Annotated in this window: 26 protein-coding genes and 3 pseudogenes; 9 read left to right on the top strand and 20 right to left on the bottom strand. The window is 66.3% G+C overall.

What is annotated here, in order from left to right:
* Window positions 1-66: 66 nt before the first annotated feature.
* Window positions 67-1,101, bottom strand: a complete 1,035-nt coding sequence (locus tag RHA1_RS01115) for a Gfo/Idh/MocA family oxidoreductase (RefSeq protein WP_009472771.1) — start codon at window positions 1,099-1,101, stop codon at window positions 67-69.
* A 201-nt stretch (window positions 1,102-1,302) separates the two neighbouring features.
* Here RHA1_RS01115 and RHA1_RS01110 point away from each other — a divergent pair, with 201 nt between their 5' ends.
* Window positions 1,303-1,917 carry a class I SAM-dependent methyltransferase gene (locus RHA1_RS01110; RefSeq protein ID WP_050787448.1) on the top strand — a complete coding sequence of 205 codons (615 nt, stop codon included), beginning with the start codon at window positions 1,303-1,305 and terminating at the stop codon, window positions 1,915-1,917.
* A 28-nt stretch (window positions 1,918-1,945) separates the two neighbouring features.
* Here RHA1_RS01110 and RHA1_RS01105 read toward each other — a convergent pair whose 3' ends face one another.
* Complete coding sequence (locus RHA1_RS01105; protein ID WP_009472769.1) at window positions 1,946-2,266, bottom strand: hypothetical protein; 321 nt, start codon at window positions 2,264-2,266, stop codon at window positions 1,946-1,948.
* A gap of 184 nt (window positions 2,267-2,450) precedes the next feature.
* On the opposite strand from RHA1_RS01105, the gene RHA1_RS01100 reads away from it, so the two are divergent.
* The 3 genes from RHA1_RS01100 to RHA1_RS01090 all read left to right on the top strand — a co-directional run bounded on the left by RHA1_RS01100 (window position 2,451) and on the right by RHA1_RS01090 (window position 4,508).
* A complete protein-coding gene (locus RHA1_RS01100) occupies window positions 2,451-3,161 on the top strand; it encodes an SDR family NAD(P)-dependent oxidoreductase (RefSeq protein ID WP_041812282.1) in 711 nt (236 codons plus the stop codon).
* Window positions 3,158-4,216: an S-adenosylmethionine:tRNA ribosyltransferase-isomerase gene (locus tag RHA1_RS01095; protein WP_011593515.1), complete on the top strand. Its 1,059-nt coding sequence runs from the start codon at window positions 3,158-3,160 to the stop codon at window positions 4,214-4,216. The genes RHA1_RS01100 and RHA1_RS01095 overlap by 4 nt, the downstream gene beginning before the upstream one ends.
* Window positions 4,217-4,313: 97 nt before the next feature.
* Complete coding sequence (locus RHA1_RS01090; RefSeq protein WP_029538518.1) at window positions 4,314-4,508, top strand: CsbD family protein; 195 nt, start codon at window positions 4,314-4,316, stop codon at window positions 4,506-4,508.
* 21 nt (window positions 4,509-4,529) lie between these two features.
* Here the strand turns inward: RHA1_RS01090 and RHA1_RS01085 are convergent, their stop codons facing one another.
* The 12 genes and pseudogenes from RHA1_RS01085 to RHA1_RS51450 all read right to left on the bottom strand — a co-directional run bounded on the left by RHA1_RS01085 (window position 4,530) and on the right by RHA1_RS51450 (window position 11,646).
* Window positions 4,530-4,862: a gas vesicle protein K gene (locus RHA1_RS01085; protein ID WP_011593513.1), complete on the bottom strand. Its 333-nt coding sequence runs from the start codon at window positions 4,860-4,862 to the stop codon at window positions 4,530-4,532.
* Complete coding sequence (locus tag RHA1_RS01080; protein ID WP_011593512.1) at window positions 4,855-5,064, bottom strand: gas vesicle protein; 210 nt, start codon at window positions 5,062-5,064, stop codon at window positions 4,855-4,857. The genes RHA1_RS01085 and RHA1_RS01080 overlap by 8 nt, the downstream gene beginning before the upstream one ends.
* 4 nt (window positions 5,065-5,068) lie before the next feature.
* Entirely contained in the window at window positions 5,069-5,848 is a 780-nt protein-coding gene (locus RHA1_RS01075; protein WP_011593511.1) for a GvpL/GvpF family gas vesicle protein, read from the bottom strand.
* Window positions 5,835-6,242, bottom strand: coding sequence for a gas vesicle protein (locus tag RHA1_RS01070; RefSeq protein ID WP_011593510.1), 408 nt, complete (start codon window positions 6,240-6,242; stop codon window positions 5,835-5,837). Before RHA1_RS01070 ends, RHA1_RS01075 begins: the two co-directional genes overlap by 14 nt.
* Window positions 6,239-6,529, bottom strand: coding sequence for a gas vesicle protein GvpO (locus tag RHA1_RS01065; RefSeq protein WP_009472761.1), 291 nt, complete (start codon window positions 6,527-6,529; stop codon window positions 6,239-6,241). The genes RHA1_RS01070 and RHA1_RS01065 overlap by 4 nt, the downstream gene beginning before the upstream one ends.
* Before the next feature lie 6 nt (window positions 6,530-6,535).
* Complete coding sequence (locus tag RHA1_RS01060; protein WP_009472760.1) at window positions 6,536-6,790, bottom strand: gas vesicle protein GvpG; 255 nt, start codon at window positions 6,788-6,790, stop codon at window positions 6,536-6,538.
* A 3-nt stretch (window positions 6,791-6,793) separates the two neighbouring features.
* Window positions 6,794-7,582, bottom strand: a complete 789-nt coding sequence (locus RHA1_RS01055; RefSeq protein WP_011593509.1) for a GvpL/GvpF family gas vesicle protein — start codon at window positions 7,580-7,582, stop codon at window positions 6,794-6,796.
* Window positions 7,582-7,995: a gas vesicle protein GvpJ gene (gene gvpJ / locus RHA1_RS01050; protein WP_009472758.1), complete on the bottom strand. Its 414-nt coding sequence runs from the start codon at window positions 7,993-7,995 to the stop codon at window positions 7,582-7,584. Before gvpJ ends, RHA1_RS01055 begins: the two co-directional genes overlap by 1 nt.
* Window positions 7,992-9,173: an SRPBCC family protein gene (locus RHA1_RS01045; protein ID WP_011593508.1), complete on the bottom strand. Its 1,182-nt coding sequence runs from the start codon at window positions 9,171-9,173 to the stop codon at window positions 7,992-7,994. Before RHA1_RS01045 ends, gvpJ begins: the two co-directional genes overlap by 4 nt.
* A gap of 5 nt (window positions 9,174-9,178) precedes the next feature.
* The gene (locus tag RHA1_RS01040) at window positions 9,179-9,892 is read right to left on the bottom strand and encodes a hypothetical protein (protein WP_011593507.1); all 714 of its coding nucleotides are present in this window, start codon (window positions 9,890-9,892) and stop codon (window positions 9,179-9,181) included.
* A 284-nt stretch (window positions 9,893-10,176) separates the two neighbouring features.
* Window positions 10,177-10,329, bottom strand: coding sequence for a hypothetical protein (locus RHA1_RS50250; protein WP_009472754.1), 153 nt, complete (start codon window positions 10,327-10,329; stop codon window positions 10,177-10,179).
* A 461-nt stretch (window positions 10,330-10,790) separates the two neighbouring features.
* Window positions 10,791-11,646 (bottom strand): annotated as a pseudogene (locus RHA1_RS51450) (cupin domain-containing protein).
* Between the two features lie 304 nt (window positions 11,647-11,950).
* Between RHA1_RS51450 and RHA1_RS01025 the strand changes: the two are divergent.
* The 4 genes from RHA1_RS01025 (at window position 11,951) to RHA1_RS01010 (ending at window position 15,343) form a co-directional block, all read left to right on the top strand.
* A complete protein-coding gene (locus RHA1_RS01025) occupies window positions 11,951-13,150 on the top strand; it encodes a serine hydrolase domain-containing protein (RefSeq protein ID WP_050787447.1) in 1,200 nt (399 codons plus the stop codon).
* A gap of 4 nt (window positions 13,151-13,154) precedes the next feature.
* Complete coding sequence (locus RHA1_RS01020) at window positions 13,155-13,652, top strand: SMP-30/gluconolactonase/LRE family protein (RefSeq protein ID WP_011593504.1); 498 nt, start codon at window positions 13,155-13,157, stop codon at window positions 13,650-13,652.
* 94 nt (window positions 13,653-13,746) lie between these two features.
* Window positions 13,747-14,799, top strand: coding sequence for a sigma-70 family RNA polymerase sigma factor (locus RHA1_RS01015; RefSeq protein WP_009472746.1), 1,053 nt, complete (start codon window positions 13,747-13,749; stop codon window positions 14,797-14,799).
* A gap of 157 nt (window positions 14,800-14,956) precedes the next feature.
* Window positions 14,957-15,343 (top strand): hypothetical protein, encoded by a 387-nt coding sequence (locus RHA1_RS01010; RefSeq protein WP_009472745.1) that lies wholly within the window; start codon window positions 14,957-14,959, stop codon window positions 15,341-15,343.
* Between the two features lie 11 nt (window positions 15,344-15,354).
* Here RHA1_RS01010 and RHA1_RS01005 read toward each other — a convergent pair whose 3' ends face one another.
* On the bottom strand, window positions 15,355-16,281 hold the full coding sequence (locus tag RHA1_RS01005) for an LLM class F420-dependent oxidoreductase (protein WP_011593502.1): 927 nt from the start codon (window positions 16,279-16,281) through the stop codon (window positions 15,355-15,357).
* 54 nt (window positions 16,282-16,335) lie between these two features.
* Between RHA1_RS01005 and RHA1_RS01000 the strand changes: the two are divergent.
* Window positions 16,336-16,811 (top strand): annotated as a pseudogene (locus RHA1_RS01000) (DoxX family protein).
* A 214-nt stretch (window positions 16,812-17,025) separates the two neighbouring features.
* On the opposite strand, the pseudogene RHA1_RS00995 reads toward RHA1_RS01000, so the two are convergent.
* From RHA1_RS00995 to RHA1_RS00975, 5 genes and pseudogenes are all read right to left on the bottom strand, one after another.
* A pseudogene (locus tag RHA1_RS00995) lies at window positions 17,026-17,456 on the bottom strand (UPF0182 family protein); the annotation flags it as partial.
* A gap of 173 nt (window positions 17,457-17,629) precedes the next feature.
* Window positions 17,630-17,947, bottom strand: a complete 318-nt coding sequence (locus tag RHA1_RS00990; RefSeq protein ID WP_011593499.1) for a chorismate mutase — start codon at window positions 17,945-17,947, stop codon at window positions 17,630-17,632.
* 116 nt (window positions 17,948-18,063) lie between these two features.
* Window positions 18,064-19,467 (bottom strand): phenylacetate--CoA ligase family protein, encoded by a 1,404-nt coding sequence (locus RHA1_RS00985; RefSeq protein WP_011593498.1) that lies wholly within the window; start codon window positions 19,465-19,467, stop codon window positions 18,064-18,066.
* A gap of 241 nt (window positions 19,468-19,708) precedes the next feature.
* Window positions 19,709-20,440 carry a hypothetical protein gene (locus tag RHA1_RS00980; RefSeq protein ID WP_011593497.1) on the bottom strand — a complete coding sequence of 244 codons (732 nt, stop codon included), beginning with the start codon at window positions 20,438-20,440 and terminating at the stop codon, window positions 19,709-19,711.
* An 82-nt stretch (window positions 20,441-20,522) separates the two neighbouring features.
* Window positions 20,523-22,127: an acyl--CoA ligase family protein gene (locus RHA1_RS00975; RefSeq protein WP_011593496.1), complete on the bottom strand. Its 1,605-nt coding sequence runs from the start codon at window positions 22,125-22,127 to the stop codon at window positions 20,523-20,525.
* Window positions 22,128-22,191: the final 64 nt, after the last annotated feature.

Here is a 22,191-nt window from a genome sequence, read left to right as displayed (position 1 = left end):
ACCGACGCGAGCCCCGAACCGACGCGAGCCCCGAACCGACGTGAGCGCCGGCGCAGTCGCCTCCGGTCAGTCGAGGGACTGCACGACGACCGTGCTGCCGCTTTCCGCGGCCTCACGCGCCGCTCCCAACACCGCGATGGTGCCGAGCGCGGTGCGGGCAGGCACCGGTTGTGTGCCGGTGCCGGCAACGGCGGCCGCGAATTCCGTGTAGTAGTCCTGATACGCACCCCGCTGCGACGGAACCGGTTCCGCGCCATCCGCTGTGTGGAGGACGCCCCACCGTTCCCGTCGTTCGTAACCCCACCCGGTGGGATCGTCGATGGGCCGCACCCCTGCGAAGAGAGCCTGCGCCTGCACATCCGTCCCGTCCGCCACATAGCTGCCCACGCTGCCGAACGCGCGTAGCCGCCGCCCCTCGAGGTGGTTGACCTTGCTCGACGAGACGCTCGAATAGACCCCGCTGCGGTGAGCGATGTTGACGACGAAGCCGGCGTCGGTGCGCCCCTCCGGCCGATCGACGTAATCGAGGTGGGCGTCGACCCTCTCTGCCGGCCCGAACAACCACAGCATCTGGTCGACGACGTGTGCGCCGATGTCTCGCAGCAACCCGCCGGCCGGGCCTGATTCGAGCGTGTCGGCACCGTCCAGGTCGAAATGGGATTCGACACGCCAGATGTCGCCGAGTCGCGGCAACACCGACTTCAGGGTACGGATGTCGGCGTCGTATCGACGGTTGTGATAGACGCTGAGCAGCACGCCGGCGTCATCGGCGGCTGCTACCAGCTCGCGGGCCGTCTCGAGATCCGGCGCGAAAGGCTTGTCCGCGACCACGTGCACGCCACGCCCGAGTGCTTCGAGCACGAGTTCGCGTCGCGTCTGCGGTGGGGTGGTGATCGTGACGGCATCGACGCCGGAGTCGATGAGTTCGCCGAGGCTCGAGAACACCGGCACTCCGGGGAAGTCGGCGGCGGCCTGGGCGACACGGGAGTCGGATCGGGTCACGATGCCGCCCAGCGTGATTCCCTCTGCCGCGTCGACGAACGGTGCATGGAAGTAGCGGCCGCCCAGCCCGTACCCGACAATTCCGATATTCGTACTCATGCCTAAATTATATGTTAAGACATTCGAACATCTGTCCGGTGTCGGCAGGGCAGGCAGTCGCGGTGTCGAGGGTCGAGAACCGCGCAGTGCCGTGCCAAGATGAGGTGGCACGATCCGTTTCAGGGAGGCGTCGAAGTGTCGGAGCGATCAGGACCCCTCGCCGATCCGTTCAGTGGTCGGCAGCCAACCAGCCACGAACGCATGACGGGACGGCCCTGGGATGCGTCGTATCACGAGGGGCCGGCGCCGTGGGATGTCGGCCGGCCGCAGCCGGCGGTCGTGCGGGTGGCATCCGAAGGCGGCTTCGCCGGAGCGGTGCTCGATGCGGGATGCGGCACCGGCGAGAACGCGCTTCACGTCGCCTCCCTGGGATTGCAGGTTCTGGGCGTCGACGTGGCTGAGACGGCACTGGCGATTGCCAGGGACAAGGCCGACGACCGTCGGATCGAGGTCGAGTTCGCGCTGGCCGACGCGTTCCAGTTGGACGGAATGGGGCGCCGGTTCGACACCGTGCTGGACTGCGGACTGTTCCACACGTTCGACGCCGCCGAGCGACCACGCTACGTGGCGAGCGTGGCGTCGGTGACCGAACACGGCGGAACCGTCTATGTGTTGTGCTTCAGCGACGCTGGTCCCGATACCGGCCCGCACCCCGTCAGCCGGGAGGAGTTGCGAGCGGCGTTCGACCCCGGCGACGGATGGAAGGTCGCCGCCATCGAACCGGATCGGATCGAGACGAGATTCCACGACAACGGCGCACCGGCCTGGTTCGCGACCATCGAGCGGATCCACCCGGTGGGCGGGCCGGCCCGGTGAAAGTTCGGCATTGCGTTCTTGCGTGCCGTCATTCGGCGTTGCCGGTCGGGAAGTAGACCGACCCGTCGCTACCGACGCAGCCGCCCTGGACGGGGCCGGGACCGAAGTACGCGCCGTTGACCTGCCCGGCGCCACCGGAGGAATTCGAGCCGACTCCGGCTCCCGCGACGCCGACTGCCCCGCAGGTGTAGCTGTTCGAGTCGCCCGGATCGCTCTCGACCTGAACCTGTGTGCCCGGCGTTGTGGGATCCCCGTGCAGGTTCGGCGCCGCGGCCGCGACACCGGGTGTTGCGAAGACGGCGAGCGCGGCTGCCGCCGCGAGCGCCGACCGCACTGCGAATGTGTTCATACGATGTCACCCTCGATTCGTCTCATGGTAGGGACCCAATTATCGTCCGCTCCATCCTGAAATCCCACCCCGGAAGTGTGCCCCGCGAATCGGCCGGCGGTCCCCTGACGCTGCCGTCCTTGACATGAAGTGGACTCGAGGTTTCACGATGGTCGCAGATGTCACAGGAGACAAGGAGTCTGCGATGAACGGCACCAGGACGGCGCTGATCACAGGAGGATCTGCAGGGCTGGGACGGGTGAGCGCAGTCGCGCTCGCGGAGCGCGGCTGGGAGGTGATCGTCACCGGCAGGCGGGTCGAACCCCTCGATCGGGTTGCCGCGCGGGCACACAGCATCACCGCGCTCCCCGGTGACGTGACCGATCCGGGGCATCGCGAGAGTATCGCCGTCGAGATCGCGGCGCGGGGGCGACTGGACCTGTTGCTCAACAACGCCAGCGCGCTCGGACCCAGCCCGATGCCCGCCCTCGCCCGGTATCCGGAGGACGCATTGGCGCAGGTCTTCGCGACCGATGTGCTCGCCCCGCTCGCATTGATCGCCGCGTTGCTCGAGCACGTGCGGGACGCGGGCGGGACCGTGATCAACATTTCGTCGGATGCCGCGGTCGCGGCGTACGCGGGCTGGGGCGGTTACGGAGCCGCGAAAGCGGCGCTCGACCACGCGACCGCGGTGCTGGCGGTGGAGGAACCCGGCCTTGCGGTGTATGCATTCGATCCCGGCGACATGCGCACCGAGATGCACCAGGCGGCGTTTCCCGGCGAGGACATCTCGGATCGGCCCGATCCGGAGACCGTGGTGCCTGCACTGCTGCATTTGCTCGACAGCAGCCCACCCAGCGGCCGGTACCGTGCGGCGGACTTCGTGGTCGCAGCGAACACGGGGGTGTCGTCGTGACCCGCGCACGCATCCCCTCCGCGGCCGAGTTCCGGTTCGTGCTGCCTCAGCGATTGGAGGCGAGTGGCCCACCGGAGAGCCGGGGGCTGCTGCGCGACTCGGTGCGAATGCTGGTGTCCGATCGGGGCAGGGTGGAACACAGCAGATTTCACGACCTGCCGCGTTTCCTGCGGCCGGGCGACGTGGTGGTGGTGAACGCGTCGTCGACACTGGCGGCGGCGGTGGACGGGACCGTCGACGCGGTCGGACCTGTGGTCGTGCACTTCTCGACCGATCTCGCGGACGGAGACTGGGCGGTCGAGGTGCGAGCGCCGGGACCGGTCTCCGGCGCCCTCGACACGATTGCGGCGGGAACGCGGATCATTCTGCCGCGCGGTGTCGTTGCGACGCTCGTGAAACCCTGGCCTCTCGGGTCGACCAGGTTGTGGCGGGCCTCGATCGACGGCGTCGCGGACGTAGCCGCGGAACTGCTCGCCACCTCGGGCCGTCCGATCACCTACGCGTACGTCCACGAACGCTGGCCCCTGTCCTCGTACCAGACGATCTTCGGTCGCACCGGTGGAAGCGCCGAGATGGCCAGCGCCGCTAGGCCGTTCACTCATTCGATGGTTACCGACCTCGCGACCTCGGGGGTGGTGGTGGCACCGATCCTGTTGCACACGGGGGTCTCCTCGCCGGAGCGAGGGGAGCCGCCGATCCCGGAGCGGTTCGAGGTGCCGGAGCAGACGGCGCGGCTGGTCAACGACCGGCGTGCCGCCGGAGGCCGCGTCATCGCGGTCGGAACCACCGTGACCAGGGCCCTCGAGACCGCGGCCACTTCGGGCGGCATGGCGGTGGCGGGCGCCGGCTGGACGGACCTGGTGCTGAGTGCGGGTAGGCCGACCCTGGTCGTGGACGGCCTGATCACGGGCTGGCACGCACCGGGGGCGTCACACCTGATGCTGCTCGAATCGGTGGTGGGGGAGAAGGCCGTCCGTCGTGCCTACGACGAGGCGCTCGCACGTGGCTACCTGTGGCACGAGTTCGGAGACAGTGCATTGTTGCTGCGACGGTGACGACGCGATCGAGGTTCTCGACAGCGGCGCTGTGGACGAGTTGACTGAAGTTGGTGATCGCGAAAACGGAACGGATCACAGAGGACGGGACGTCGTCATGAACATGGGAAAGAAGATCCGGCACAAGGTCGAAACCGCCGAAGGCGCCGCCAAGAAGGCTGTCGGCAGGGCCACGGGGAATGCCCACCTCGAAGCCGAGGGGAGCAAGGAGCAGGCCAAGGGCAATGCCAAGCAGATGGGAGACAAGGTCAAGGATGCGGGCAAGAAGATCAAGAACGCCCTCAAGCATTGATCGAACCGCGGAGAGCCCGGACTATTCGTTCGACAGCAGCGGCCCCAGCGGTCCGAGATCGATGTTCAGGTCCTCGGGGGTGAGATCGAAATGCTCACGCAACTCGGCCATTCGCTCCTCGAGTAGCATGAGTGTCGTGCCGATGCGTTCGATCTGCTCGTCGGTGAGATCGCCGTGCTCGACTCGGCGTATCGCCTGCCGTTCCATCAGTTGGCGCAGTAGTTCGACGATCGTCAGGACCAGGGTGACCAGGCCCTTCTCGACGGATTCGGGGTCGGCGTCGATTCGCTGCGGCAGAACCCGGCGACCGATGTCGGTCGGTGCATCCGAATCGACGGGCTCGGGCTCAGTCATCGGTGGGCTCCGGCCCGACCGGGTCGGGGACGAGTGCGCTGACCGAAGCGATGAGTGTGCGCAGTGAGATTCGGACCATGTCGACGTCGGCGAGCGACAGGGTGATCTCACCGGTGATGACGACGCCGCCGCCGAGCACCCGATCGAGCAGATCGACGAGCGCGATGCGGCGAGTGTCGTCCGCGGGGACCATCTCGCTCATGTGCTCACCCGTCGATCCCGGCGAAGGAGTACGGCGGCCACGGTCCGGTCAGGTCCAGTGTGATGCCGGGGCGTGCGGTGTCGAGTGCCGAAACGAGCGCAGCGAAGTCGTCGACCCGCTCGTCGTCGACGAGGTAGGTGCCGTTGAAGATCATCCAGGCCCGTTTCCCGGTCAGCACCGGATCGGTGACCTGCCGTCGAACCCCGTCGACGGCATGGCCCAGGAGGGCGGAGTGAATCTCGTCCGCGTGGCCGGCCGCCCGGCGTTCGACGTCTTGCTGTGCGCTCAACTCCGCACGGCGACGCAGTAGGTACGCGGTCCCCTTGCCTGCCGCACCCGTCGCGGCGGGATCCTCCTTCACGTTCTGCGCCAGGGCCTTCGCGTCTCCGTACGCTTTGACACCCCACTCGCTTCGTCCGGTCACCCGACGCAGCGTTGCGCCGAACTCGTCCTGTCTTTCGTCGAGGAGGAGGCGAACGCGATCGTCGTCGAGGTAGAGGGTTGCCAGTCGCAACGGAACGGTGGGACCGCAGCGCAACACGGCAGCCACCACCGCGTCGTGTGCTCTCGCGGTTGCCGCAAGCCAGTCGAGGTCCTCGAGGTTGCGCTGCAGCGGTTCCTGCCCGAATTCGCTCAGGCTCACCGTTCCCACCACCGCGACGAGACCAGCCGACGACACAGCGCGGACCGGCTCGCCTGCCACGCCGGTGACTCCGGCGAGTTGTGCGTCGCCGATCCTGTCGGTGGTGATGCTGTACAGCCAGACACCCTCATCCGCGGTCATTGCGGGGCTTCCGACGTTTCCCCTCGACCTCGACCGTGTCGGCGGCCTGGACGGCAGGGCGGACCGACCTGTCGGACTCGAGTTCGGCGATCCGCTCCCGCAGCTTCCGGTTCTCGAGTTCGACGTCGCTGTTCTTGCCGGTCAGCCAGGGGTCGTGCTCCCACCAATCGATGCCCACCTCCTTCGCGGTCTCCAGAGAGGCGATCACCAGGCGCACCTTGATGGTCAGCAGTTCGATATCGAGCAGGTTGACTTGGATGTCTCCGGCGATCACGAGCCCCTTGTCGAGCACCCGCTCGAGAATCTCGCCGAGGTTCGTCGACTGATGCCCGCCGCCCATTCCGCCGCCCGAGCTCTGCGGAAGGTTGCTCGCACCGCCGCCGGTGATGGTCATGACGACGCGCTCCCACTGTCACCGACACCGCGAATATAGCGGCGGGTTCTGCGGTAGGACAACAGCTCTCCGTCCAGATCCAACACCACCTCGTACATCGCGAGCATGTCCGTCGACGACGGGATTCGCCGATCCTCGACTACCTCCACCTCCACCGTCCAGCCGTCGTCGGTCGGCATGACCGATGTCGCACCCAGCGGTTTCTTGCCGGTCAACTGCGCAATGTCATGCGTTGCGATCTCGGCGATCTCGGGTGCCGGCAACGGAGGTGGCTGCTCTTCTGCCATCGCAGGTCACTCCTTCTCCGTACCGGAGGGCGGCCGTGCCGTCCCGGTCATCCGGTCGAGGATGGCCTGCTGGGCCTGCTCTTCCTCCTCGGCGGAAATCTCGCCTGCCGCGCGCGCGTCCTCCAGTTCCTCGAGAGCACGCCGCGCACTCGCGGGATTGTGGGCTTCCTCCTCGACCTGTCGCTGAATCAACTCGGCCAGCGAGATCACCCCACGAACGGGGGCGAGTGGCAGCGTGGCAATGAACGACAGCAGACCCATCGGTCAGCCCTCCGGCTTCTGCGTCACCACGAAGTCGTAGGCGGCGAGCGGTCCGAGCAGGCGCATGTCGACCCGGCCGTCCCACTGCTCGGCCAGCTCTCCCACTGCCTTCTCGAGTTCTTCCTGCCGCGCGACTTCGACGAGGGCGGCTACTTGCGCGGCCTCCTCCTCATGCGTCGGTTCCCGGACGTTGACCGAATCGGACAGCGACTCGAGTGCCTCGACCACCTTCTGGGTGTCTTCGTCGCGTTTGGCTTCGATGGCGTTACTCACGATCTCGCCGAGGGCCATGCGGGCGTCGCGGGTGGTCTCCTCGGGCTGATCGCGGATCGCGCCGAGCAGTTTGCTCGCCTGCTCGTTCTCTTCGATTATTTCCTCGAGGATCGCCTGCTCGACGTATCGCCCCTTCACCACGTACTGTGCTCGGCCTTCGAGTTCCTTCAACGCCGCGGCGAACTCGTCGGCGTGTGCTGCGAGCAACTCTTCCTCGACGGCCCCTTCATCAGTCATGACCGCCCCGAAACGAAGCGGTAACACCGGGGCCACACGCGACGTGCCGTCCAGCACGTGCGCATGGGTTCGGAGGTCCTCGGGCTTGCCGAGCGGCCTGTCCACCGAGATCTCGCTCACGAGCGCTGCGATGTCGCCGTGCTTGACGATGCTGACCGGTCCGTCACACACGCCGACAGCGTCCTCTTCGGCTTGTACGTCCGCGGGCACGATGCCGTACACGTAGACACCGCTGGTGCGCGGCTCCTCAGCTGAGTCGGTGTTCTCATTCGACGTAGACATCACTTGTCACCTCGTGTGGACTTGCGCGAAACGCGTTCGCGCTCAGGTTCTTCCTTTCCGCCGCCGAGGATGTCGCCGAGTTTCTCACCGGCGGACTCGAGCGCGCCCTTGGTCTTCGATTTGGCGCCTCCCTCGGTGACGTCCCCGACCAGATCCGTCAGGCCTTTCGGCTCGCCACTGCCGATCTCGAGCCGGTTCACGGCCTCCGCGAACCGCAGGTACGTGTCGACACTGGCGACCACGACGCGTGCGTCGATCGTCAGCAGTTCGATGCCGACCAGCGAGACGCGCACGTAGGCGTCGATGACCAGGCCCTTGTCGAGGATGGTGTCGATGACGTCGGCGAGGCTACTCGAGCTGGGACCACCGCTGACTCCGCCGCCGCCTCCCCCCGCCGGTTGAATCGACGTCATCGCCGTGCTCCTTGTCGCGAGCTCGAGGTCTTCGTAGCCGTTGCCTTGCGTGGGCGACCTCGCTGTTTCGGGGCCTGGTCCACAGCGGCGGCCGCGGTCTTGCGTGGGCGACCGCGGCGTCTCGGCGGCGGGGGTGCTTCCTCTTCCTCTTCCTCTTCGTCTTCACCCTCGCCCTCGTCAGCCTCGTCAGCCTCGTCTTCCTCTGCCTCGGGCTCCTCGTCCTCGTACTCGTCTGTTTCGGCGGGCTCCTCGGTCTCGTCCTCTTCGCCCTCGTCCGGCTGGCTTTCGTCCTGTTCGTCTTCCGTTTCCGCCTCGTCCTCTTCGGGCTCGACCACCTGACCGTCCCGGATCTCTCCGCGCCAGCCCTCGACGTCGTCGGGATGGAGGATCGACTGCGTCATGACGTGGCGTGCAAAGTGTTTCAATTCCAGCCGTGCTCGGCGTCCCTGCGCACGCCAGAGGTTTCCCGTCTTCTCGAACAACCCCTTCGGGTGATACTCGAGAATCAGAACGATGCGGGTGAGATCCGGGGTCACCTCGTGGAACGTCACCGCACCGTCGATGAAACCCTTGGCGCCCTTCGAGCGCCACACGATCCGCTCGTCGGGAACCTGCTCGAGGATCGTCGCTTCCCAGGTTCGGTGCGACAAGAAGATCTGCGCCTTCCACTCGAGCTTCTCGTCCGCTTCCTGCTCGACCCGTTCGACCTTCTTCATGAACGACGGAAAGTCGGCGAATTGGGTCCATTGGTTGTAGGCCAGCTGAACCGGGACCCCGACATCGATCGTTTCGACGATGTTGGTCAACTTCAGCTTCTTGCCTTTTCCGCTACCGCCACCACCACCGCCGGTGACCGCGTCCTTGAGGTCGGACGCCTTGTCCTTGACCGTCTGCTTGGCGCCCTCCCACCAGCCGCCACCGGTGTCGGACTCGTCCGGTGACTCATCGTCATCCGATTTCTCGGAACCGGTGAGGGCGGCGAGCAGCCCTCCTTCGCCGCCGTTCTCGGCGTACTCGGTGAGCCGCCCGGAGGTGTTCGCCACCTTGTCCGAGACCGAGGACAGTGCCTTCTCGGCGACCGTGCCGACCAGCCTCTGCATTGCTTCCTGCAGCACGCTCGACGATCCGTCCCCGTCACCCGGTGCGGCCTCTCGTAGTTTCTTCGCGGCGCTCGTCATCGCCATCACCTCCGTGCCCGTCGGACGGGCGCTGAATCAGTGGTGGCTTTGGCCCGCGTCTTGCGGCCGCGCGTGGGAGCTTCTTCGTCATCCAAGTCGGATTTCGCGGTCCGCGACCTGCCTGCCGGCCGGGAGCTACCGCTGCTGGAAGTCCGTCGACGCGCGGCGGGGCGCTTGCGAGGGGCGGGTTCCTCCTCGGCGGCTTCTTCCTCCTCGGGCTCCTCGTACTCGTCGTCCTCTTCGGCGTACTGTTCGTCGGGCTGTTCGTCCTGCTCTTCGTCGACTTCGGACTCGTCGTACTCGTCGTCCTGCGACCGGCCGCGTCGTTTACGGCCGAGTTTTCCGACCCTGCTGAGCTTGCCTACGGAGTTGCCGACACCGCTCACCGTGTCGTCCACGGTGTCGCCCACGTCGCCGACGGCTTCTCCGCCGCTCGACAGGAGCCGGTTGTTGAGAGAATTGATGCGCTGGCTTGCGGCCGTGACCGCTGCGGCCTTTGCCGCGTTGATCAGCTCCTCGCGTACCGAGTCGCTGATCTTGGCGAACTCGGGGGAGCTCGCGAGCATTTTCGTCCCGCGTTCCAGTAAGTCGCGTGGCCCGCCGGGGAAGCGTCCGGTCGCACCCGCGGCCGCGAGCATCAGTGCCATTTTCATTCGGTGTGTACGGCCCAGCATGTATCCCGCACCGACGGCCAATGCCACCTGACCTTTGGTTTTCATCGTCGAACCCCTTTACCGAGTAGTCACCGGCGCACCGCTTGCCAACTTCGGCAATGTGTCGCAGAACCGTCCTCGGAAATGTGTCGCACAACCGTGCGCGGTAAGGGGCGCCGCTTGTGGACTACCCCGGCCGCGAGACACTCAACCAGCAGCAGAAGACTTGGTTCGAGCAACTTCCCGCGGCAGCGCATGTACGCGGGCTGTGTCGGGAGTGCGATCGAGTACCGAAAAGCGAAAGCAACTGAGCGGCAACCCTGTTCGCGGTCAAACTCTAAATTCAGGCTTCACTGCGCAGTGGCGCGCACCGCCGCGACGACGAGCGCCAGCAGGAGGACCACGAGAACCGGCGCGAGCAGGACCTCGAGGGTCAGGATGAGAACAAGGGCGACCTTGGCCTTGCCGCTCAACCCGGACACCAGCGCTTTGATCGCGGCCACACCGGATTCTTACCCGTCAGGGCGGCCCGAATGCCTGCGATTCCGGCTTTCATCCACGCTCGCTTTGCGCGGTCGCGTCGACGAGCGTGTCCATCCATTCGGGGATGTTCTGCCGCAATTTCTGGGTCACCGTGTCACGCGGCCGCGCACCGCGTCCACGAGCCGGTAAACGTGCTCTTTCGGTCATTCGGCGACGGACTCGACCGCCCGCGACAACAGGCCGCGGAGGTTGCTCTCGTGGCTGCCGGTCGCCTGAGTGGGAGCCGTCGCCGTCGTGGATGATCGAGCTGTCGACGACGTGGTGGTTGCCGTCAGATTGTCACTGTTCCTGGTCTTGCTGCGGGAGGAAGTGGCTCCGCGGTCAGCGGGCCAGTGTCCTCCGGCCGCGTGTCGTCACTTGTGCCCCTATACCCGCGATCACCCGCGCGACCATTCTTGAACGAGAGCGGATTGCGGCACTATTACTCTCCGACGCCGCGTTCGTCGAGCGGGTTGGTGCGGGTGACGCGGAGCGGGTCGGACGAGGTGAACGGGAAGTTCGGCAGAGGGATGTCCTCGGATCCCACGACCTCGATGTGATGCGGGTACGCGCGGGGGATGAAAGACACATCACCCTCCTCGAGATGCCAGGTGTCGAGGGAGCCGTCCGGGTCCATGAACGTCATCCGCGCTGATCCGCGGCGCACGTACCCCATCTCTGCGGTGATCGGGTGCCAGTGCGGTTCGCGCATTCCGTCCTCGCGGATCCGCAGCGAGTACATCGACAGATCCTTCAGCGCCGGCCAGAACTGGACGCGTGCCAGGTGGGCGGATCCGACGGCGAGGCTCATGGTCGGATTCTGTTCCTCGACGGCGAACTTGTGACCGTCGGAGAAGTGCCGAACGCAGCGCCCAGACCGAAGTCCTCAGGCCGCTCGCTCCGGAATGCGATGATGAACTCCGCGACGTCGGCGCCGACATTCTCGATGTGGTGCAGAGATCCGGAATCGATGTGGAACATCTCCCCGGCGCCGATCGTGAAGGTGGAGAATGTGCTGCCGGTATCGAGAACGGAAACCAGGGATGTTCCGGACACGCAATAGGTGAGTTCGTTGGCGTTCGCGTGCCAATGGGGGTGCGCATGGCACCGGGATTGATCAGCACGCGTTTGATCGACATGCCTTTCAGGATCGGGAACGTGTCCGCTGTTATCCGGGTGATCGAGCCGAGGTCGGATTGCTCGACGATCTCGCCACCGGTGAGCGAGGTGCTGTGGCTGCTGCGTCGCGTGCTCATGGAATTGCCTTCCGTGTCGGTGGTGGGAAGCAGTTCGCACATACAGGGTTCCGAGCAGGATTGTTCCGGTGAAGTCGAAGGAGCGGGTGGGGATCGGGGTTACGATGCACAAGGAGATCTGCCCAGCCGATACCCGCTCATAGGCGGTATCGAACTCAGCCGCAGAGGCGGTGTGCCGACGATGAGGGATTCCCCGGCGGAGAACGTGCCGAGCCGGACGGCCGGAGGGGGTCGTCACCGCACACTGAGAACCACCCGTGTCGTGCTCGCAGTGGGCGTTGCCGTCGTGATCGCGGGCTGCTCGACCACTTCCGAGCCGACGACCTCGCAGACGTCGAACGGTGCACTGCCCGCCACGACCACCGCGGCCGCCTCAACGGGGTCGGCGCTGAAACCCATCGATCCGGCTGCATTCCAGGCAGCCGTGAACGCTGCGGCCCAGGAACTGCTCGTGCCCGGTGCGGTGGTGCAGCTCCGCACCCCACAGGGGAACTTCGGCGCCGTGGTCGGTACGACCGAACTGGGCGTGCAGACGCCGCCTGACGAACACACCCACTTCCGGATCGCGTCGAACACCAAGACCATGACCGCGGCGCTGATCGTGCTTCTCGCCCAGGACGGCAAGCTCGAGTTCGGCGACCCGGTGTCCGCCTACGTTTCCGATGTGCCGAACGGCGAGAACATCACCGTCGCAGAGCTGTTGACGATGCGCAGTGGGCTGTACAACTATACGAACTCGCCCGAACTCGCGGCCACTCTGGATACCGACCCGGCGAAGGTCTGGACGCCGCAAGAGGTCTTGGAGATCGCGTTCCGGCACCCGCCGGAATTCCCGCCGGGCACCTCCTACGAGTACAGCAATACCAACTACGCATTGCTGGGTCTGATCGCCGAGAAGGTCGGCGGGCGACCGCTGACCGAGCAATTCCGGGATCGATTGTTCGGTCCCCTCGGGTTGCAGCACACCCTGCTTCCCGCCGCCGCCGACGCCGCGACCATCCCGGATCGCTACTCACACGGGTACATGTACGGCGAATCGTCCTTCGCGATGGTCGACGAGGAGTACCCCGCCGACATGCAAGCCGCCGCACGGGCGGGGACACTCCAACCCCTCGACTACACCAACCAGAATTCCTCCTACGCCACCGCTGCCGGCGGCGCCATCTCCACGGCGGACGACATGACCGCGTGGATCCGGGCACTGGTGTCGGGCAACGTCCTGAATTCCGAGTACCAGCAGCAATGGCTCCACAGCCTGCAACCGGAGGACCCGAGCACACCCGATGGGCAGCAATATGGGTACGGCATCAGCTATCAGCGTTTCGGGCCGAACGCCTCGATGTACTACCACGGCGGTGAGCTGCCGGGTTTCAACTCGTTCATCGGCTACGACCCGGACAACGACGTCACGCTGGTGATCTGGACGAACCTGACCCTGTCACCGGAGGGCAAGACCACGGCGAACGCCTTGCTGCCCACAGTTCTCGACGAGATCTACGCCGGGTTGTCCCTGGCGCCCACACCAGCCCCGACCACCACCAGGTGATGCGGTGTGGTTGTGGAGCTCCTGTTCGAAGCAGAAGGGTAGTTGGAGGAACTGCTGCACAATTTCACCGAGAGGCTTCGTGCGTGTTGTTCGCGACGACCTCCTGTGGCCGAACGGTATCGGCATCTCACCTGACGGAACGAGGGTTTACGTCGCCGAGTTCGCCGCTTCGCGTGTCCGCGTTCTGGGCCCGCAGGGGGCCTCGGCATTCGCTCATGCTCCTCGCGGTGAATGTGATGGGCTCCCGGTCGACGTCGAGGGCTGCGTCTGGGTGGCCCTGGGCAGCAGCGGCGGCATCGCTCGATTCAGCGCCGACGGAGTCCTCGATGAGCTGATCGACCTGGCAGGGCGTTTCGTGTCCTCGCTCGCCTTTTCCGGAACGGCGATATACATCACGACGCCGGGCGCTCTGTTGCGTCATGACGTCGACGTGCAGGGACTTCCCGTCGCAGAGGCGCGAGTTCCTGTGGCACGACTTCAGGTCACCGGTCGGGTTGGGTGACGCACGCGTGCTCGCGCCCCGCCGCAGAGCGGTGGACCGGTGTTCGCGAACAGGAGTGGGTCCGACCACCGGCGGTCGGGCAGAATCGTTTCTTGTGACCGACATGTCCGCACGAACCCCCGACGCGGCGGCGGCAGACGCCGAGGCTGCCGACCTGGCGCGGGCCCGCGACGGAGACGACGCCGCGTTCACCCGCCTGGTCGGACCGTTGCGCCGCGAACTGCACGCCCACTGCTACCGCATGCTCGGCTCCAGTCACGACGCCGACGACGCGCTGCAGGATGCCCTGCTGCGGGCGTGGCGGGGTTTCGCGCGGTTCGAAGGTCGGAGCACGCTGCGCTCCTGGCTGTACACCGTCGCGACGCGCACGTGCCTGGACGCTGTCGAATCGCGCGGTAGGCGGGCGCTGCCCGTCGACCTGGGTCCGTCCAGTGATCGTGCTGTCATCGGTGACGTCCCGCTCACGGACGTGGCGTGGCTGGGGCCGTACGCCGACGCGGGTCTGACCGCCGGTTCAGCGGGGCCGGCCGCACGCTACGAGCAACGTGAGGCCGTCGAATTGGCATTCGTTGCGGCACTGCAACATCTGCCGGGCAATCAGCGTGCGGCCCTGCTTCTCTTCGAAGTCCTGGGTTTCTCCGCCGCCGAGATCGCCGACACCATGAACACGTCGACGGCGTCGGTGAACAGCGCGCTGCAGCGGGCACGCACGATCGTCGCCGAGAAAATTCCGCCGGTGACGCAGGCGCACACTGTGCGAGAGATCGACGACGCGCGTCTGCGTGCCATCGTCGCCGGGTACTCCACTGCTTTGGAACGCGGTGATGCCGACGCCCTGGTTGCCCTGCTGACGGAGGATGTCACCTGGTCGATGCCGCCGATGGCGCACTGGTACCGCGGTCTCGACGCGGTCACCGATTTCGCGGTCCGGGTCCCGCTCACGGGGTGCGGTTCGTGGCGTCACCTCCCGGTCGGTGCGAACGGTCAGCCCGCCGTCGCCTTCTACCTGTGGGACGAGGACGCCGGCACCCACCTGCGCTGGTCGATCACCGTGCTGACCCTGCGCGGCACCAAGATCGCGGACCTGACCTCGTTCCTCGGGCCGGAGCATTTCGACCCCTTCGGGTTGCCCGAATCGCTGCCCTGATCTGGGGCCGGCGACCATCGTGCGCCATTCGTCGGTACCCGTGCAGGCGGGCAATCGCCGCGGTAGCATCTTCCGATGCTGCGGTTTCGCCACCGATGATGCAGCCGCAGGTTACAGTCGGAACCGGTTTTTCCTTCTTCAGCAGGGTGGGATCGCGATGAACTTGATCAAGAAATCTGCAGCGTCGGTCCTCGTCGCAGCGACGGTGACACTCGGGGCGGGTACGGCCCACGCCGACCCAGTCGTACCGAACACGGGAACGCCTGCGCTGGCGATCCCCGGCAGGCACGAGGTCGACAAGCAGAAGGCCCTCGAGAACATGCTCAACGAGCTCGGCGTCGGCTGGGCCAACGGGGGAGCGGCCGGGACGGCGATCGGCGCGCTCATGGGTCTCGGCGTCGGATGTATCTCGATGTTCCCCGGCAGTCTCGCCGGTTGCATCATCGGCACACCGATCGGGGCGATCACCGGCGCGATCGTCGGTATCGGACAGGGCAACCCCCGGGCTCAACAGGCCATCCAGGAATACATCAACACGCCGTGAGTCGTTGTCCGTCAACTCTGTTCGCGGAGTTGACGGATCACGGGCGCAAACAGCTCCAGATACGGTTCGTGGACGGTGATGTACGAAAAACCGTAGCGCTCCCGATGGCGTCGGAGTTGCGCGGCCATCTCGTCCACGGTTCCCACGAGGACATACGGGGTGTCGAGGACGTCGTCGACCGTCATCGTCCCACCGAGCCGGTCCGCGATCTCGTTGGCCGCGGCCCGGCGGTCGTCCGTCTCGACGACCAGCTGAACCAATAGATGCCACTCGATGTCTTCGGCTCTCGCTCCGGCGTGTGTCCGTACGAAGCGAATTCGCTCGGCGGTTTCATTTGCGGTGGCGAGGCGGAAGGTGCCCGGTGGCCGGCCCGGAATCTGAAATGCCCCCGCGACACCGACTATGTCTGCGTGTGCCGCCGCGATCCGCAGCACCCGGTCCCCGGTGCCGCCGACGATCAGCGGTGGGCCCGAGCCGCCGAATCCGCGCCGCTGCAACGGTCGTGGCAGGGCGCGGCCCTCGGGTAGCTCGTCGAGATCCGCGGTGAAGAAGGTGCGTAGGCCATCGACCATCTCGGACAACTGTTCGACCCGTCCGCCGAGGGCTTTCCATTCGATACCCGCAGCGTCGAACTCCCACTTCATGTGTCCGGCGCCAAGTCCGATCTCGAGCCTTCCGTCGGTGAGCACGTCCGTCGTCGCGATCTCACGGGCGAGTAGGGCGGCATTCCAGAACGGTGCGTTGAGCACCAGGGTTCCGACACGTAAGCAGGTGACGTCGGCGGCGGCCACCAGCAGCGGAAACGGGGCCGGGGCGCCGAGATGGTCCGCGGCGAACACGGTGTCGTAGCCGGCGCTCTCGCCGAGTCGACAACGGTCGAGAAGGGCGTCGCGGGATTCGAAGCCGAAGATGTTGAACGAGAATCTGAAATCACGCATGGCCTTCACGATGCACCCGAAGTGGCTCGGCCGGTGACCGAATGCGGTGAGTGAATCCGGGACCGCGCGGTCGACTATGCCGTCGCTGCTTTTCGTGTGGTTATCGGCTTCCTATTCTTCTGCCACGGCACGTCGACCTTGTTCGCGTGGCCGACTGCACTCATGGAGGGCATACCGCAGCGGTAGGTGCCTGGCCGAGTTGGTGGGGCGCAGTCATCCAACTCGTCTGTGGCGCCGCATTGTTCCTCGGCCTGGGGACACGAATCACCGCGTTCATTGCCTCGGGTTCGACGGCGTACGCCTACTTCTGGAGTCATCAGCCGGACGGCGTCCTCCCCATCCAGGACAACGGTGAGCTCTCGGCCATCTTCTGCTGGGCCCTGTTCCTGATGATCTTCCTCGGCGCCGGCGCTCTCGCGCTCGATCGCCTCATTGCTCGCGGTGGGCGCACGGCGCAGTCGGGCGACGGCGACGACGGCACCGCCGGCGAACAAGGACCTACCACCGAATTGCGTGAGGTGAACGCCTGAACTGCTTCTCGTGAGCCGGGGCGGTGACCGTTATCCGCCGGAGGTGAGGTAGGCATCGACCGCGTGCTGGAGGCGGTCGAGGGCGCACCGAACGCACTGAAGTCGCCCCGCCGCTGGGCGTCGCGGAGCTGTTCGAGTGCCGCCTTCAGCTCGACAGGCGCGGTCGCATCCGCCGTCGGACGGTCCGGGGTGGTGATTCCTCCGACATCGAGTGGGAGATCACCGAGTTCTGAACCTGTTGCGGGCCCTGGGTGAGCGTGTCGGTGGGCAACTGCAGCACGCTGATCTTTCCGTAGTTCTCCGGGTCGGAGTGCGCGGAGATGTACGACGAGAGGAATTCTCGGTTGTGTCCGACGATGGCGCCGGCCGGCCGGAACGACGGCTGCGCGGTGCCCCGGTCCCCGACGAGGACGTCGAACGGGGGCTGGTGGGGATTGTCGTCGACGATCGGGTCGCTGGGAACCGACCAGAAGGCGTTGGTGGTGAAGAATTCGCGGGGATCGTCGACGTGATATTTCGCGATCATCTCGCGTTGGACGGTGAACAGGTCCTCGGGATAGCGGAAGTGTGCGCGGAGTTCCTCGTGACGGACGCTTCCGGTTCCACGGTTCCGGGGAACACGTTCATCCAGGTTTGCAGTACCGGCGCCCATCTCGACGGGCGCAACGCGTCGCACCGTGGCGCGGCTACACGTCCGGCACCACGAGAAATGGGTGCCGTCCCGGATTGCGCTGGACAGGCGAACAGTGCCCAGCGTCATGGTGACTGCTGGGCACTGCTCTCGTGCTCGGTATCGACCGAGGTGAGAATGGGTGGGGCTACCGAGTTCGGTACGTCGACGAGAAGGGTGGCCGCGCGAGCCGGAGCAATTCCAGGGCCAGCAGCGAGCCACGGGGGCCCAGCTCGTCCTGATAGCGGCGGATCACGTCCGTCTCTCCGCCGAGCGCGACCATCGGCGCTCCGGACTCGACTCGGGTTCGGGCCGCGAACTGCGCGAGAGCGAGACGGCGATTGACCGCGTCCAGGATCTCCGCGTCGAGGCGAGCGATCTCGGCGTGAACGCGACTCAGATCAGTGGCGGCAGGCAATGCGCCCGCTGCGTTTTCGGTGACCGCCCCGAAATCCGTGTCCGTCATCGTTGCTCCTCGACTGGGTGATCGTGTACCACCATCGTCGGACCGGAGTGGCGGTGACGACAGACACCCTGGGGTGCGGATCGTCGACCCCTTGCTTCCCGCGAGGCACTTGCGGACTATCGCAGTGCGATGAACCGCTGCAGTTTCCCGCTCGCGAGATGACGCTGCAGATGGTCGACCACTTCGATCCGGACCTGCGGATCGGCCACACCTTGCCGGCGCAATGCCGCCGTGACAGCCGGCGTCAGGGCGGCGACGTCGGGGTCGCCGACCGCGAAGATCTCCGCTCCGTCGGCGGTCTGTCGGACCTGGTACTCGGAAATACGCGGATCTGCACCGAGGACGTAGCGAAAAGTGCTTGCGGGCACGATCGTCGTTCCGTACCGGAAATCGTCGTCGCGCCGCCCACCGATGTCGGCGACGCGTGCGAACGCGCTTCCGCACGCGCACCCACCGGGCAGCAACGTGACCTGGTCTCCGAGGTCGTATCGGATGAAGGGAAACGTGCGGTTGGCCAGACCCGTCGCGAGCGTTCGCGCCGCGGGCGCATCGGCTGCGACCGGAGCACCACTGTCATCGACACGCTCGAGCACAACCTCGTCCTCACACACGTGCAGGCCCTCGCCGTATCCGCAACCCACGGCCTGCACGCCGATCTCGGTCGACCCCCAGAGGTTGTGGATCGGCACCGACCAGGCGTCGCGGATGGCCTGCCGATCCTCCTCCAGCAGGGGTTCGGAGTTTGTGCTTACCCGCGCAGGACTGATCTTCAGATCACCCGCCACCGTGGCCCGGGCAAGTCGCCCGATGACCGTCGCGTAGCCCACCAGATGCGTGGGCCGGGCCGCGGCCACCGCGGCGACGATCTCGTCGAACGGTGCGCCCGCCGGGATCACGACGGTCTCCATTCCCGGTGCGGTCGGCACGTCGAACAGTGGCGTGCTCGCATGCGGGGGGACACCGGCCGCCAGCACGGCCAGCCGCGCGGGAGACCGCACCGACGACGCCCGCCGTTCCTCGCGCGCCTGTACCCGCCAGGCAAGGCACGCCGCCGAAACGTAGAACTGCCAATCCCAGACGTAGACGCCCCGGACACCACTGGACCCACCCGAGCTGAAGATCTGCTCGTCGCCCGACGTGTACGAAAACCATTGCTGCTCGGCCAGAATCCGTTCGGCACGTTCGCGATCGAGGTCGCGCACCGTGACGATCGCATCCCACTCGTCCTGAGCGTCCCGCTTCGTCATCATCGGCAGCGTTGCCAGGTCGGTGAGCGAGGCCGAGGACGGATCGAGATCACGAAGCCTCCGGGCGTGAAATGGCGACCGCTCGCGTGCGTGCGCGAGGAGGGCCCGCAGCCGGTCGGTTCGGTAGCGCTCGATCTGATCTCTCGGCCAGTCCAGGCGTCCCAGGTGATCCTCGAGGGCGGCGTGAACCGCATTCACATGGCCGGCGCGCACACGCGCGTACGCCCTGCGCTCCGCGTCTTCCGAAGCACCTCCGGCAACCGATCGGGACATGACGCCCTCCGCATCACGGTGGTTCGGCGCATCACGCTCGTGCGTGCCCTTTCGAGTTTCGCACAGCGACGCATCGATCGTCAGGTGTGCGCGAGCCCAGCTCGGTGCCCACATGTCTCCCGGCGGGTCGGAGCCCCCGGCCTGGGGGTAGTTCTCGTTGTGCCGAGCGGAGTGTGGCGGATGCGATGACACCGGGGAAGAAGTAGTGGCGAAGCAATCAGTCGCGTTACTACTCGGGCCCTCAGACTTCGGCGTTCGATGCGCGTTCGTCGGTGCGAACCTTTCGCAGGAGCCGCCTCAGTATTCGGGACTCCCGCCACCCGAACGAGGTGCGGTCCGTGGCGCGGCGGTGGACCAGGTCGAATATTCGTGCGGGGACGACCACCTGGTGTCTCGCCGCACTTGCGACGACCTCGATGACCGCGCGGTGGGGCCGGTCGTCCTCGAGCGCGAAGCCGGCGTCGTGCAGCGCGTCGGCAGGGAGCATCGGCCGCAACGCCGAGATCACCTCGTATGCAAACGCGTTGACATCTTCCCTGCCGAAGGCGTTCGTGAGGGTAACCGTGGCGACGGAACCGAGCAGTTCGCTCTCGCGGGCCAACCGGGGGAGTTGCCGTTCCCAGTCGGGCATCGAGGTGATGCCCGCTCCGGCGATCACGCCGACCGCGCCGAGGGCTCGAACATCGTCGATCCACCCGTGTGGGGGCACGACGACGCCCTCGAAGAGAACGTCCGTGTCATCCTCGATCAACAGGGTGCGCCCGTCGAGCGATCGCAACGACAGCACTGGCGACGTCACGCCGTCGACGCCGTCGATGACGGGGCTGGGATCCCGCCATCCGCGCCCCGCCAACTTCCGCAGCAGGCGGTGCTGCATGCCGGGTTCGACGTCGTAGTCGAGCGCCACCATCGGTGTGACCCACTGGTTCGCTGCGTGGAAGATGGCGAACGCGTCGACTCCTGGTTCCCCCATGGATCGTTACGATGCCATTGAAAAAGTCCGACTGGAAGGTTTTGTTCTCCGTTTCCGCGCCGAGCGCTGCCTGCGAGATGCGTCAGTTCGAATTTCGAAGTTCGAACTTGAGGACCTTCCCGGTGGGAGTGCGGGGGAGTTCGAGGGGAAAGACGATCTCGTCGGGAACCTTGAACTTCGCAATGCGCCCACGGGTGTGCTCGACGAGTTCCTCGGCCGTGACGGTGGCCCCCTTCTTCACGATGACGAATGCCTTGGGCCGCTCACCCCACTTGGGATGTGGGACACCGACGACCGCGACGTCGAGTACGGCGGGATGCGTCATCATCGCCTGCTCCACCTCGACGGTCGAGATGTTCTCGCCGCCGGAGATGACGATGTCCTTCGCGCGGTCCTTGAGCTGGATGTAACCGTCCGCGTGCATGACGCCGAGATCGCCCGTGTGGAACCAGCCACCCGCGAACGCTTCCGCAGTCGCCTCAGGATCGCGGTAGTAGCCGAGCATCACGTTGTTGCCGCGCAGCACGATCTCCCCCATGGTCTCGCCGTCTGCCGGCACGTCGTTCATCTGCGCGTCGACCACGCGGGCGTTCTCCGCCTGCACCATGCCCACGCCCTGCCGGGACAGCAGGGACGCACGCTCCTCGGCGGTCCGATCGCTCCACGAGTCCTGGTACTCGCAGATCGTGTACGGCCCGTAGACCTCGGTCAGCCCGTACACGTGGACGACGGTGACGCCGATCGCCTCCAGCTGGGCAATCACCGTCGGTGACGGCGGTGCCCCGGCGGTGGTGATTCGCAGGGCGTCGACCGGATGTGCCTGGGGCGCTTCGGCAATGGTGGAGCACACCGCGGGAGCGCCGCACAGGTGAGTGACACCGAGGGTGTCGATGGCGTCCCAGATCGCATCGGCTCGCACCGCCCGCAGGCAGATGTGAGTGCCGGCGGCCTGCGTGACCGCCCACGGGGTGCACCAGCCGTTGCAGTGGAACATCGGCAGCGTCCACAGGTACTTGGTGGACCCGGCGAAGCCGTTGTGGAACGTCTCGCCGAGGGAGTTGAGGTAGGCACCGCGGTGCGTGTACATCACGCCCTTCGGTTTCCCGGTGGTTCCGGACGTGTAGTTGATCGCGATCACCTGCTGTTCGTCGTCGACACCCCAGTGCAGCGGGGTGCCGTCCACGTCGTCCGCGGCGGCGAGGAAGTCGGCGTACATCCCGGTCACGATCCCCTCCGGGACCATCGGCCGCGCGATCGTCGAGTCGGGGATCTCGATCACCTCGCGCAGACTCGGGACCGCCTCGCGGGCGGTCGCGACGGATCCGACCAGTTCGGAGTCGACGAACAGCAGGCTCGTTCCGGAGTGCTCGAGGATGTACTCCAGTTCGCGGCCCGCCAGCCGCGAGTTCAGCGCGATGAGGACGCCGCCTGCGAGGGGCACCGCGAAGTGCGCGAACAGCATCTCGGGGGTGTTCGGGCACAGGAATGCAACGCGGTCGCCGGGCTCGATCCGGCTCCGCAGGACCCGGGCGAGTCGCTCGACCTCGTCGCCGAACTCGCGGTAGCTGTAGCGGCGGTCGCCGTGAACGACGGCAATCCGGTCCGGGAACACGCTCGCCGAGCGCTCGAGGAAGCGCAGCGGGCTGAGCGGTGTGTGGTTCGCGGTCGAGAGGGTCGGTCCGGACACTGGAAACCTCCGAGATGTGGTGAGACTACTGTGACGGGCGCTACACGCCCCGGATGACGTTAGG

Source organism: Rhodococcus jostii RHA1, from assembly GCF_000014565.1.
GTDB lineage: Bacteria > Actinomycetota > Actinomycetes > Mycobacteriales > Mycobacteriaceae > Rhodococcus_F > Rhodococcus_F jostii_A.
The sequence above is the reverse complement of the archived record's forward strand: the minus strand, read 5'-3'. Positions and strand labels throughout refer to the sequence as shown.

Excerpts from the sequence above, each read along its gene's own strand:
- RHA1_RS01100 (WP_041812282.1), top strand. The coding sequence starts at position 2,451 with ATGAACGGCACCAGGACGGCGCTGATCACAGGAGGATCTGCAGGGCTG.
- RHA1_RS01040 (WP_011593507.1), bottom strand. The coding sequence starts at position 9,892 with ATGAAAACCAAAGGTCAGGTGGCATTGGCCGTCGGTGCGGGATACATG.
- RHA1_RS01110 (WP_050787448.1), top strand. The coding sequence starts at position 1,303 with ATGACGGGACGGCCCTGGGATGCGTCGTATCACGAGGGGCCGGCGCCG.
- RHA1_RS01075 (WP_011593511.1), bottom strand. The coding sequence starts at position 5,848 with ATGACCGCGGATGAGGGTGTCTGGCTGTACAGCATCACCACCGACAGG.
- RHA1_RS01005 (WP_011593502.1), bottom strand. The coding sequence starts at position 16,281 with ATGCGTGATTTCAGATTCTCGTTCAACATCTTCGGCTTCGAATCCCGC.
- RHA1_RS01085 (WP_011593513.1), bottom strand. The coding sequence starts at position 4,862 with ATGACTGAGCCCGAGCCCGTCGATTCGGATGCACCGACCGACATCGGT.
- RHA1_RS01055 (WP_011593509.1), bottom strand. The coding sequence starts at position 7,582 with ATGTCTACGTCGAATGAGAACACCGACTCAGCTGAGGAGCCGCGCACC.
- RHA1_RS01070 (WP_011593510.1), bottom strand. The coding sequence starts at position 6,242 with ATGACCATCACCGGCGGCGGTGCGAGCAACCTTCCGCAGAGCTCGGGC.
- RHA1_RS01090 (WP_029538518.1), top strand. The coding sequence starts at position 4,314 with ATGAACATGGGAAAGAAGATCCGGCACAAGGTCGAAACCGCCGAAGGC.
- RHA1_RS00985 (WP_011593498.1), bottom strand. The coding sequence starts at position 19,467 with ATGTCCCGATCGGTTGCCGGAGGTGCTTCGGAAGACGCGGAGCGCAGG.
- RHA1_RS01080 (WP_011593512.1), bottom strand. The coding sequence starts at position 5,064 with ATGAGCGAGATGGTCCCCGCGGACGACACTCGCCGCATCGCGCTCGTC.
- RHA1_RS01105 (WP_009472769.1), bottom strand. The coding sequence starts at position 2,266 with ATGAACACATTCGCAGTGCGGTCGGCGCTCGCGGCGGCAGCCGCGCTC.
- RHA1_RS01060 (WP_009472760.1), bottom strand. The coding sequence starts at position 6,790 with ATGGGTCTGCTGTCGTTCATTGCCACGCTGCCACTCGCCCCCGTTCGT.
- RHA1_RS01010 (WP_009472745.1), top strand. The coding sequence starts at position 14,957 with ATGAACTTGATCAAGAAATCTGCAGCGTCGGTCCTCGTCGCAGCGACG.
- RHA1_RS01115 (WP_009472771.1), bottom strand. The coding sequence starts at position 1,101 with ATGAGTACGAATATCGGAATTGTCGGGTACGGGCTGGGCGGCCGCTAC.
- RHA1_RS01045 (WP_011593508.1), bottom strand. The coding sequence starts at position 9,173 with ATGACGAGCGCCGCGAAGAAACTACGAGAGGCCGCACCGGGTGACGGG.
- RHA1_RS00980 (WP_011593497.1), bottom strand. The coding sequence starts at position 20,440 with ATGGGGGAACCAGGAGTCGACGCGTTCGCCATCTTCCACGCAGCGAAC.
- gvpJ (WP_009472758.1), bottom strand. The coding sequence starts at position 7,995 with ATGACGTCGATTCAACCGGCGGGGGGAGGCGGCGGCGGAGTCAGCGGT.
- RHA1_RS01065 (WP_009472761.1), bottom strand. The coding sequence starts at position 6,529 with ATGGCAGAAGAGCAGCCACCTCCGTTGCCGGCACCCGAGATCGCCGAG.
- RHA1_RS00990 (WP_011593499.1), bottom strand. The coding sequence starts at position 17,947 with ATGACGGACACGGATTTCGGGGCGGTCACCGAAAACGCAGCGGGCGCA.